Annotated in this window: 10 protein-coding genes and 4 pseudogenes; 3 read left to right on the forward strand and 11 right to left on the reverse strand. The window is 37.2% G+C overall.

Going from position 1 to position 10,717, the window contains the following annotated elements; translation table 11 throughout:
- Nucleotides 1-391 (reverse strand): transposase family protein (locus tag NI468_RS15270; protein ID WP_478244652.1); only part of this gene is annotated, 391 nt, incomplete at its 3' end.
- Between the two features lies 1 nt (nucleotide 392).
- Nucleotides 393-566: pseudogene (locus NI468_RS15275) on the reverse strand (IS982 family transposase); the annotation flags it as partial.
- Nucleotides 567-630: 64 nt separating this feature from the next.
- On the opposite strand from NI468_RS15275, the gene NI468_RS15280 reads away from it, so the two are divergent.
- A protein-coding gene (locus NI468_RS15280) for an IS3 family transposase (protein ID WP_171265309.1) occupies nucleotides 631-1,778 on the forward strand; the annotation gives its coding sequence in 2 pieces (ribosomal slippage) (nucleotides 631-877 and nucleotides 877-1,778; 1,149 coding nt in all).
- 20 nt (nucleotides 1,779-1,798) lie between these two features.
- Here NI468_RS15280 and NI468_RS15285 read toward each other — a convergent pair.
- The 5 genes and pseudogenes from NI468_RS15285 to NI468_RS15305 form a co-directional block, all read right to left on the reverse strand.
- Nucleotides 1,799-2,131 (reverse strand): annotated as a pseudogene (locus tag NI468_RS15285) (sulfite exporter TauE/SafE family protein); the annotation flags it as partial.
- Nucleotides 2,132-2,172: 41 nt separating this feature from the next.
- The gene (locus NI468_RS15290) at nucleotides 2,173-2,667 is read right to left on the reverse strand and encodes a flavin reductase (protein WP_005093807.1); all 495 of its coding nucleotides are present in this window, start codon (nucleotides 2,665-2,667) and stop codon (nucleotides 2,173-2,175) included.
- A gap of 98 nt (nucleotides 2,668-2,765) precedes the next feature.
- Nucleotides 2,766-3,809 carry a methionine synthase gene (locus NI468_RS15295; protein ID WP_004733166.1) on the reverse strand — a complete coding sequence of 348 codons (1,044 nt, stop codon included), beginning with the start codon at nucleotides 3,807-3,809 and terminating at the stop codon, nucleotides 2,766-2,768.
- A gap of 50 nt (nucleotides 3,810-3,859) precedes the next feature.
- The gene (locus NI468_RS15300; RefSeq protein ID WP_004733167.1) at nucleotides 3,860-4,843 is read right to left on the reverse strand and encodes a putative oxygenase MesX; all 984 of its coding nucleotides are present in this window, start codon (nucleotides 4,841-4,843) and stop codon (nucleotides 3,860-3,862) included.
- Between the two features lie 168 nt (nucleotides 4,844-5,011).
- Nucleotides 5,012-6,067, reverse strand: a complete 1,056-nt coding sequence (locus tag NI468_RS15305; protein WP_004733168.1) for an AbiTii domain-containing protein — start codon at nucleotides 6,065-6,067, stop codon at nucleotides 5,012-5,014.
- Between the two features lie 171 nt (nucleotides 6,068-6,238).
- Here NI468_RS15305 and NI468_RS15310 point away from each other — a divergent pair, with 171 nt between their 5' ends.
- Nucleotides 6,239-6,907: an epoxyqueuosine reductase QueH gene (locus NI468_RS15310; protein WP_004647714.1), complete on the forward strand. Its 669-nt coding sequence runs from the start codon at nucleotides 6,239-6,241 to the stop codon at nucleotides 6,905-6,907.
- Here NI468_RS15310 and NI468_RS15315 read toward each other — a convergent pair.
- The 4 genes and pseudogenes from NI468_RS15315 to NI468_RS15330 all read right to left on the reverse strand — a co-directional run bounded on the left by NI468_RS15315 (nucleotide 6,904) and on the right by NI468_RS15330 (nucleotide 9,982).
- Nucleotides 6,904-8,295, reverse strand: a complete 1,392-nt coding sequence (locus tag NI468_RS15315) for a methylenetetrahydrofolate reductase C-terminal domain-containing protein (protein ID WP_004733169.1) — start codon at nucleotides 8,293-8,295, stop codon at nucleotides 6,904-6,906. The genes NI468_RS15310 and NI468_RS15315 overlap by 4 nt on opposite strands.
- A gap of 188 nt (nucleotides 8,296-8,483) precedes the next feature.
- A pseudogene (locus NI468_RS15320) lies at nucleotides 8,484-8,585 on the reverse strand (putative oxygenase MesX); the annotation flags it as partial.
- A gap of 24 nt (nucleotides 8,586-8,609) precedes the next feature.
- Nucleotides 8,610-8,726, reverse strand: a pseudogene (locus NI468_RS15325) (transposase); the annotation flags it as partial.
- Between the two features lie 50 nt (nucleotides 8,727-8,776).
- Complete coding sequence (locus NI468_RS15330; RefSeq protein WP_004733170.1) at nucleotides 8,777-9,982, reverse strand: tyrosine-type recombinase/integrase; 1,206 nt, start codon at nucleotides 9,980-9,982, stop codon at nucleotides 8,777-8,779.
- 302 nt (nucleotides 9,983-10,284) lie between these two features.
- Between NI468_RS15330 and NI468_RS15335 the strand changes: the two genes are divergently transcribed.
- Nucleotides 10,285-10,716 carry a PPC domain-containing protein gene (locus NI468_RS15335; RefSeq protein WP_253102531.1) on the forward strand — a complete coding sequence of 144 codons (432 nt, stop codon included), beginning with the start codon at nucleotides 10,285-10,287 and terminating at the stop codon, nucleotides 10,714-10,716.
- Nucleotide 10,717 lies beyond the last annotated feature (1 nt).

Here is a 10,717-nt window from a genome sequence, read left to right on the forward strand (position 1 = left end):
CTTGTTTAGCTGCACAATAACTGAAGCCAGCATCGGTTTTAAAATTTCTATGTTTTTTTGCTCGAGCATAGCGACAAACAGGAATAGGAAAACCATCAATAAAATGAATATTATCGTGCATAAAGGTTTTTCTAATCTTGGTCATAATTTGCTGATTGACTTGCCATAAATTTGCACAGTGTTTACAGAAATTAGGATAAGAACCTAATTTTGGAAACCAGTCTAAGTAATTGTGTTTAAAATATTTACAGATATTTTTATCAGAATCCAATCCTAAAAATTCACCTATAATTTGTATAGTCATTATTTCAATATCGGTTAAAGCTGGAGGAAATCCTCTCGTTCTTAATGGCTTTGTGACGATAAGTGAATAGCAAGAATCTACGCCAATCTCAACTTAAAATGAGTTTTTCGAGTTGAATTGGCGAATGGCCAAGCTTCTTATTCAAAACAACGCAGACGGTGTGTGACAGAATCTTTCTAATAAAGCGATGTGATAAATGCCATAAATCTTTTGCTCTTACTTTTTGGATATTAAAGCGATCTACCAACTGGCCAATGACGGTTGAATAGCCACCGATTTTGTAGACACCTTTTAGTTAGATAAAATGGCTAATTAACGAGGTGCTTATGAGCAGTAAACGATACCCTGAAGAATTCAAAATTGAAGCAGTAAAACAAGTCACTGAGAAAGGTCATAGTGTGGCTGAAGTTGCTACACGTTTAGGAACCACTACACATAGTCTGTATGCTTGGATCAAACGTTATGATCCACAGCAGCCCAAGACAACAGAATCTAGTGATCCAACTACAGAATTAGCGAAATTAAAAAAAGAGCTGCAAAGGGTCACTGAAGAAAGGGACATATTAAAAAAGGCCGCGGTGTACTTCGCAAGCCAGTCCAAATGAGGTACGCCTTTATTCGGGACAACCAACATATATGGTCTGTTCGTCGTTTATGTTCAACGTTAGATGTTCATCACAGTGGTTATTACGCCTGGTTAAAGAAACCTACCAGTATAACTGCGAGGAAGCGGCAACAGCTTTCAGGATTAATTAAACAGTTCTGGTTGGAATCTGGCGGAGTCTACGGTTATCGCAAGATTCATTGTGATTTGAAAGACGTTGGCGAAAGTTGCGGTATCAATCGAGTACATCGACTCATGAAGGCGAATGGTCTCAAGTCACAGCGTGGCTATCGCAAACCTAGAGCTAATGTTAGTACTCCATCGATTGTGGCTCGAAATACTTTAGACAGACAGTTTAACCCCACCCAGCCCAACCAGTTGTGGGTGACTGACATCACTTATATTCGCACTCATGAAGGATGGTTGTATCTTGCAGTAGTAATCGACCTATTCTCACGGCTAGTCGTTGGCTGGTCTATGAAGTCGAGAATCACAACAGATCTGGTTTTAGATGCTCTACTGATGGCTTTGTGGCGAAGAAGCCCAAAGAACAAAGTCCTGATTCATTCTGATCAAGGTAGCCAATACACCAGTCATGAATGGCAGACATTTCTCAAGCATCACAACCTTGAAAGCAGTATGAGCCGGCGTGGAAACTGCCATGATAATGCTGTTGCTGAGAGCTTCTTTCAGCTGTTAAAGCGAGAGAGGATCAAGAAGAAAATCTATGTGACAAGAACTGAAGCAAGGTCGGATATCTTTGAATATATAGAGATGTTCTATAACTTAAAACGCAGACATGGTTCCAATGGTCAGCGTTCTCCATTAGATTATGAAAAGGCCCATCAAAAGATGGTTATGTGTGTCTAGAATTTTGGTGGCTATTCAAAGCCAACAATGATTTGTAGATGTAATCCTGATATCAAACCTGCAATACCCGCCCCAAAAAAGCAACCAATCGCCATGGGTGGTGCTAGATTTTTAAATACCGACCAAATCACAGCCCCATTTTTATGATGCGCCATCAATGAGCTAATCGAAGTAACAACAATGGTTGCTAAAGATGTGCCTAATGCGAGGTGCATAACCACATCGGGGTCATAACCCATTTGAGTAAAGACAATAAAAAGCAGTGGCACAATAATCGTACCACCGCCGACACCAAACAGCCCTGCTGCAAAACCAGCAAAAGCACCGATGACTAAAAAGGTTATAAGTTCCACAATAGACTAACTTTAAAAAATGAAAGGATTAAGGCGTTGAATTAAGCGTGTTCCAACTGACCCACTTGATGATAAGCACGGTTAAAATACACCAGGCTTTCTTCTTGATCGCTTTGTTGAACTTGAAGCACACGACACATGAAAATACTGTGTGTACCCACTTGCTGAATGTCCTGAATTTCACAGTCAAAACTGACCAAGGCATCTTGCAAAATAGGTGAACCAGTTTCCAACGCACTCCACTCACCTAAGTTGAAACGCTCTTCAGAACTGAATTTACTTGAAGCAAAAGCATTTGAAAGCTGTTCATGCTGAGTACTTAGTACGTTTACAGCCAAGACTTTATTTTCAACAAAATGGGCATGTGAACGGGAGGATTGATTCATACAGACCAATAACGTTGGCGGTGTATCCGTCACGCTACATACGGCAGATGCAGTAAATCCATGCATACCTGCTTTACTCGCAGTCGTAATAACATTCACTGCTGTGGTGAGTAAAGACATTGCATTTCTAAAGTCTGTTGCTTCAATCATCTCTTTCATCTCAAATGTACATATCACGTGCTCGTGCTTTAAGTAGAACAAATCATCTTGCAATAATTTGCCCCTGCTTCGCACGAGACTACGTTTGATTAAGCTTCTAGCTCTTTACGAACAATGGCAGCACCTGCGCTTAAAGCCTCAAGCTTGCCACGTGCAACTTGGCGAGAAAGTGGTGTCATACCACAGTTGGTTGAAGGATAGAGTTTATCTGCATCAACAAATTGAAGTGCTTTACGTAAGGTATTCGCCACTTCTTCTGCAGTTTCAACTTTGCTAGTTGCTACATCAATGGCACCCACCATCACTTTCTTACCACGGATCAATTCAATCAAATCCATTGGTACACGTGAGTTTTGGCATTCAAGTGAAATAATATCGAGCTTAGATTGTTGTAGTTTCGGGAATGACTCTTCGTATTGACGCCATTCATTACCTAAAGTTTGTTTCCAATCTGTATTGGCTTTAATGCCGTAACCATAGCAAATATGAACTGCAGTTTCACATTTTAGACCTTCAAGTGCACGTTCTAAGGTTGGTACACCCCAGTCATTCACTTCATCAAAGAATACGTTAAACGCAGGTTCATCAAATTGGATAATGTCTACGCCTGCTGCTTCAAGTTCTAAAGCTTCTTGGTTCAAAATTTTGGCAAATTCCCAAGCCAGTTTTTCACGGCTCTTGTAGTGTCCGTCAAAAAGTGTATCAATCATGGTCATTGGACCAGGCAACGCCCATTTAATTGGCTGACTGGTTTGGCTGCGTAAAAATTTCGCATCGTCTACAAACACTGCTTTTTTACGAGAAACTTCACCCACAACTGAAGGTACACTTGCATCATAACGATTACGAATACGCATGGTTTCACGCTTTTCGAAATCTACACCTTCAAGATGTTCAATAAACGTGGTTACAAAGTGCTGACGGGTTTGCTCACCATCACTCACGATATCGATACCTGCAGTGACTTGCTCATGTAATGATAATTTCAAAGCATCACGTTTAGCTTCTAATAATTCTTCGCCTTCAAGCTTCCATGCAGACCATAATTTTTCAGGTTCAGCTAACCAAGACGGTTTTGGCAAGCTACCCGCAGTTGAAGTTGGGAGTAAAAGTTTCGGTTGTGTAAGCGCCATGTCTAATCTTCTTTGTCTAAATTCGTAAATCTGTTTATCAATTTAATGGATTAAGCAGCTGTTTCGACTTCGAAATTTGCAGCCCATTCATTTAAAATGTCTTGATAAGGCTTAATGAAGTTTTCTTCCGTCCATTTACCTTGTTTAACTGCAAGCTCACCACGTTCCACACGGTCATAGACCACACGTGTAAGTGAATAATCGCCATAGCTTAGACTTGGTTGATACACCACACCTGCAGGAGAGTTGGTGTTGTAAATTTCAGGACGATAGATCCGTTGGAAACTTTCCATGGTCGCAATAGCACTGATCAATTCAAAATCAGTATAATCACGGACTAAATCGCCAGCGAAATAGAATGCTAATGGTGCATTACCACCTTCTGGTTTAAAGTAGCGTACACGTAAACCCATTTTGGCAAAATATTCATCGGTACGTGAATATTCATCATTTTTGTATTCCACACCCAAAATAGGATGTACGTTGGCTGTACGGAAATACGTTTTAGAGGTTGAAACGCTTAAGCAAATGACAGGTTGTTTTTTAAATTCTGCTTTAAATACATCTGAATTGACTAAATGTTGATAAAGCTTGCCATGTAGATTGCCAAAATCTTCAGGTTTTTCACCTACACCACAACCCAATTGTGGCAATACCACGCTGAAGTCGTAATCACGCACATAAGATGAGAAACTATTGCCGATCATGCCTTCAATACGCTCACCTGTTTGATGGTCAATCACAACACTTTTAAGTGTTTCAATAAATGGGAAAGTTTGACCATTACCTTCAATATCAATTTCCGCAGAAATAATGTCAATCTCAAGTGAATAGCGATCACCTTTCGGGTTATCAACGGTTGCCAAGCTATTAAAACGGTTGTTGATCATCGCAAGGGTACGACGCAAGTTTTCTTCACGGCTTTCCCCACGTGCCAAATTGGCAAAGTTTGTGGTTAAACGTGTGCTTTCTGCTGGTGTATAATTCTCATCAAAACGGATACGTTTAATTGAACACTCAAATGCTGTACTCATGGAGATTGCCACCTAAAAATTTTATAAAAAGCTAAATTTCTGAATGGCTATATTTAAACGTGAATAAGAAAGTGAGTAAAACGATATAAATTCAGCTTAAGATGAGAAATACTCATCTTAATAAATTAAAGATGCTGAGGATTTTTAGTTATTCAGTAAGCTAAGCGGCTATCTAAAATCTTTATCTGAAATTGGTAATGTTTTTTGCAACTCTACCAAAGATAATAAATCTCCAACTATCAAGTATGTGTAAATAACATAACGATCAGCTTCTTGCCTAGAAGTAATAATATCATGAGAACCTTTCTGAGCAGCTTTGAAAATAGCATCTAACCGCTCGCCCAAATATTTCATCTGTGAACCAACGATTTCCTCAAATCTTTTAGAGTCTGACTGCTCATCAACATATGCAATAATTCGATTTATATAATTATCCACACCTAATTTAATAATTTTAGTTTTACCATTGTCTAAATTAATAGTCTTATCCTCTCTAGCAGGATAAATCACATCAGCAGTATCTTGTAATATTCGCCTACAACTATGAACAGCATTTGACCAATCCTCTGAATTTTCGGACGTTAAATTCTCATAAACAGATGCAAATTTTTGTGCTGATAATGGTACTAAATCTCCAATTTTTCCGTCTACAAACTTTCTTGTTCTAGAAAAAATATCTGACGTAATTTTTGAATATTTTAGCTCATAATATTTATTAGACACGTATTCGTATACAAAAGCTTGTCGTTTAGTTAGAAATTGAGAGTTCGTGCTAATACCATCTCTTAAACTCTTTCTTTCTAAAAAATTACTAGTGCCACCTGATGAAACAAATTGATTCGGATTAGCTGAACTTATTGAAACATTAGGATCATGTGCAATTTTTAGACTATCCTTCATTGCTTCCAATTCAATCTCCATCGCTCCGATTGACCCTAACTTAGCTTTCTCTACGGTTTTTCCTTCTCCATCTTTATCTATAAAAACTCTTCCAGCTTTTTTACATAAGTCCCATATATCGGGTGTTAAACCATTTGGGCTTGAAGGATAACCACTACTTTCAAAGATAAAAATTCTTTGGTAATCGAATTCATTTAGCAATCTTGCCAATCTACTCGCCTTTAATGCGCAATTAGATAAAGAAGAGGTACTTAACTCAATATTACTAATAATTTCTTCACTTAATTTTAAAGCTTCATTCAATGACTCTTGATTAACTTGCAATGTTCTGATTCCAAAGCATTATTGTAGTTATTCTCTTATATACTTTAGTTCTTATTAAATTTCAATTAGTGAATTTCTTTCATCTTAACCTTAGAAAATATCAGTATATCAAATCCTTACTATCTAATTAAATCGTTAAAATATAGGGTTTAGATTTAAACCCATATAACTATGTCAAACAAACTTGAACGTCAGAAATTGACTCTCCCAGCAGGTCACGACAAGCTTCTGCTTCACTCCTGCTGTGCACCATGCTCGGGTGAAGTGATGGAAACCCTAATTGAATCAGGCATCGACTTTTCGATCTTTTTTTATAATCCCAATATTCACCCTGTCAAGGAATATGAAATCCGTAAGGAAGAAAATATTCGCTTTGCAGAAAAACATAATATTCCTTTTATTGACTGTGATTACGATACAGACAATTGGTTTGCACGTGCCAAAGGCATGGAAAATGAGCCAGAGAAAGGTATTCGCTGTACCATGTGTTTTGATATGCGCTTTGAACGCACTGCCCTTTATGCAGCTGAAAATGGCTTCAGCCTAATTAGTAGCTCATTGGGTATCTCTCGTTGGAAAGATATGAAGCAGATCAATGATTGTGGGCATCGTTCTGCTTCACATTATGAAGGTATCACCTATTGGGACTACAACTGGCGTAAAAATGGTGGTGCTGTTCGTATGCTTGAAATCAGCAAGAAGGAAGAATTCTACCAACAAGAATATTGTGGCTGTGTATACTCCTTACGTGATACCAACCGTTGGCGTATGAGCCAAGGTCGTGATCGCATCAAATTGGGCGTGAAATTTTATTCGAATGCCATGGATGATGAAAGCTAAGCTTCAGTCGCCAGATACCAATTTTTCCAGGAACTGGTTCCACGGACTTCAATGGGTACAGTTGGAATCAGTTTTTCTTTTAGAACGTCAGTCTGTCCCACGGCTTTGGCAAGTCGGGCTTTCACAGAATGAATGCATTCACGATCTCCAAACTCACAGCGATCCAATGTCGTACCACCACAAGGACCATTCGCCAATCCTTTGGGACAAGTTTCAGGGCAAATATATAAAGTATCTCCTAACCTACATTGACCACAACTTTCACAACCCACGATCCCTTGCTTAGAGATAAATTCAGTTTTTAACAATGCTTTTGCTGCAGGCGCATTTTCCCAGAATGAGGCTTTAAAAATAAAATGCCCCACACCTTTGGCAATTTTGGACTCAAATAGAGCCTTGTGCATGAAATGCAATTGCTGATATTTAATAAGCTGGCTAGAGGATAGTTGGCGGGAATAATAAGCTAATTCTGGCACGAGTTCATTTTTAGTCTTCACTTGCCACAGTGCATTCCAGAGTGCTTCGAGTTCCTGTAAACCATAATGTCGATATTGTTCAATATATTTTTCTAAAAGCTTTTGCTCTTCAGGCTTATGGCATGCTGAAAGATGCACACCTGCAAAACCCAAATACTTACACATCAATATTTGTATAGCACAACGTTTATAAGCATTCTCAGTTCGTCCATCCTGTTTTTCCTGAGCCAACACTCGTAACATGTGTGGTGTAATCACAATTCCTGCGACCTTATGTTTCACCATAAAATTGGCACGTGCCAAACTAAGTGGCATAACACAAGCAAGTATATTTTGTGGGTATCGATGACGATTTAAAAAAGCCTTGGCTTGTTTTAAAGCCTCCATATCGTAACCCAACTGGGTAACGATAAAGTCTGCTCCTGCTTTAATCTTTTTGTGAAGTTTTAAATATTGTGCATCACGTTCAGCTTCAGCATATTTAAAGGGATTAAAAGCTACACCAATATGAAATCCACCATAACACTTTGCGGCCATGACCGCATTTACAGACTCTAAATATCGGGTGCGATTCGTTCCATCTTGACCATTTGTATGCCCTTTTAACTTATCACCTGTGAGAAGCAGTAAATTTTTTTGTCCCGAAGCTTGAGTTAATTTTAAGAAGGTCTCAAAATCAGTAATATCCCGACCTTTCCCTGAATAATGGATGATTTTTTCCACTGATGAAGGAAATGTCTTCGCACATTCAAGTGGTGGCAAATCACTATCGGCATGCACTCGATCTGCCAAAGTGATCGCACATGGAAATTCTGCTAAAGACATTGGTACGGCAATGCCCTTAGCAGAACTTAAATATTCCAACAAAATACAAAACTGATTGTGCTTAAAATGAGAAGCAAGCTGTGACATAAAATAAAGTTCAAATAAAAATGATTAAAGCAGGTCGCTATTATATTCGACCTAACAGAATCAGCCCGATTAATCTTAAACAGGCTGATATAGAAAATTTTAGTCAACAATTATGCAATGAATCTATTCACTACATTCAATCAGGCAACTTTCTCATTAGATTCTCGCTCTAATGTGAAATGAAATGCCTATTTTTCAAGAATATTTTGATACGACTTAATGAAGTTCTCTTCTATCCATTTACCTTGCTTAAGATTCAATTGAACACGTTCAACACCGTCATAAACTTTACGAGTTAAGAGAAATCATTATTGTGAACAGACTATTTCTCTAAGGTGATTCATCACAACATGTAATTTATAGCCATAGAACCGGCCCATTGAGCTTTTACCACGAGATGCAATTTTAGATAATGATTTATGGCGGTGAATAGGTTTGTGCAACAAAGCCTATTCTAATTAAAACTTGGATTTCATAACCATTAATTTACAGTACAACTATCAATAAAATCGCCCCACCATTGCATCATTTCCATACGCTGATTAAAATATTCTGCATGATTATAACTTGCACGGGTTTTATTTTTATCAGTATGAGATAGCTGTGCTTCAATCCAATTTGATTGAAATAAACCGGATTCATTTAATATGGTACTAAATGTCGATCGTAACCCATGAGAAGTTAATTCATTTTTAGTATATCCCATTTTTCTGATAATCAAGTTCAGGGTATTAAAATGAATAGGTTTATTATTATTTCGGGGGCTAGAAAACACATATTTCTCGCCATGAGACCAAACGAGTGCTGATTTCACAACTTCAAGTGCTTGATCAGATAGTGGAACAAAAAAATCAGGGATATCATGACCTAAAATAACCTTTCTTCTATATTGTTTAATATGTAAGGCTGGTATTTTCCATATTTTTTTATCTAGATCGAAGTGATGTGGTTCACAAAGCAATAATTCTCCACCACGGACGCCTGTATATAATTTAAATAACAGGGCTTTTTTAATAATAGGATCTGTATTAATCTGATTTAATTTAGCTAAGAAATTAGATAGTTCATCTGAATTCAAATGAGGATAGTTTTTCTTAATCTTATTGTTGACTAATATTTTATGAAGTCCATGTGCAATATTATATTCACAATACCCCATCGCTACCGCATAATCATAAATCTGATTTAAATAACTATAGGCTTTCTTTACAGGTTCTTTTACATTTCTAGATTCTATCTTTTTAATAATCTTAACTAGATCATATCTTTTAATTTCAATAAATGGCATTAGTCCAATATTTGGATAAACATCCTGATCTAAACATTTTTTTGCGAGCTGAATTACACCGCATCGTGGTTCATCTTCAAAGGAATTTTTAATTTTAAATTCTAACCACTCTTCACAAATATCCTGAAAAGTTTTGATGTATTTTTTATGCAGTGGTTTATTTTCATAATTATTAAATTTATATTCATCCCGGACTGATCTGGCCTCTTTCAAGGACATTACAGGATATTCACCCAACTTCATGCGAGGACGTTTATTTGTCCCTGCAAGTGAATAGCGGTAACTCCAAGATTTACGTCCGTTTGGTTCTACCTTCAAACTTAAGCCGTCATCATCTGCCAGAAAATAGATTTTTTCCTTTGGTTTAGCTTGACGTACCTTAATTTCAGTAAGACTCATGAATTTTTAACCTAACCACAAATGGCACTGCTCAATTCAATTATAGCAAATTTAAGCGATATTCATATGATGCGTATCATACGCATCACATATTTTTATAAGTAATTGTTAAATAAAATTTATATTTAGATCGGTTATTCCCTAGTAACCAATTAATTAACCAATGATTTTGCAAGTCTTAAATTGGCATTTGAAGTGCAACCCCATGTTATGACTATTCACATTTCTGCTCCATCATTCATGGTTACTTATTAGTTATGTTATTATGTCAGGAGCGATACAAGAATTAGGGTAACCTTATTATGGAAATAGCGAATACGAAATTACTAGCTGGCGCTTTGATAGCCCTAACTTTAACTATAGTTAGCCCTGTCGTACTTGCAAATGATAACAATGATATACGAAAGACTATTGTAGTTAAGTTTGCTAAAAAAGCTCACCCTGCAAATTATTACGGAAGGATAGATGGATACAAGTATGATTCCTACAAATTTTATGCTAAAAAAGGGCAAAAGTTAAAAGTGAAGTTGACTGGAGGAAATGTTGAAGCTTACTTATGGGGTAATCAATTAAAAGACTCCATCAATCTTGGAGAATATTCTCCAGAGCTTGATGATAAGGGTATTTATATTTTACCTGCTTCAGGTGAGTATGAAATTAGAGTATTACAACCTAGATCACAGGCAAGAAAAGATAAAAAACCTCAATACTGGATGAGTATTAACATTAAATAAA

This window comes from Acinetobacter lwoffii (genome assembly GCF_024129355.1).
GTDB classification, from domain to species: Bacteria; Pseudomonadota; Gammaproteobacteria; order Pseudomonadales; family Moraxellaceae; genus Acinetobacter; species Acinetobacter lwoffii_I.

Bases quoted from the DNA above. Each gene is read 5' to 3' on its own strand.
- NI468_RS15290 (WP_005093807.1), bottom strand. From the start codon at position 2,667: ATGATTGAAGCAACAGACTTTAGAAATGCAATGTCTTTACTCACCACA.
- NI468_RS15295 (WP_004733166.1), bottom strand. From the start codon at position 3,809: ATGGCGCTTACACAACCGAAACTTTTACTCCCAACTTCAACTGCGGGT.
- NI468_RS15300 (WP_004733167.1), bottom strand. From the start codon at position 4,843: ATGAGTACAGCATTTGAGTGTTCAATTAAACGTATCCGTTTTGATGAG.
- NI468_RS15310 (WP_004647714.1), top strand. From the start codon at position 6,239: ATGTCAAACAAACTTGAACGTCAGAAATTGACTCTCCCAGCAGGTCAC.
- NI468_RS15315 (WP_004733169.1), bottom strand. From the start codon at position 8,295: ATGTCACAGCTTGCTTCTCATTTTAAGCACAATCAGTTTTGTATTTTG.
- NI468_RS15330 (WP_004733170.1), bottom strand. From the start codon at position 9,982: ATGAGTCTTACTGAAATTAAGGTACGTCAAGCTAAACCAAAGGAAAAA.
- NI468_RS15335 (WP_253102531.1), top strand. From the start codon at position 10,285: ATGGAAATAGCGAATACGAAATTACTAGCTGGCGCTTTGATAGCCCTA.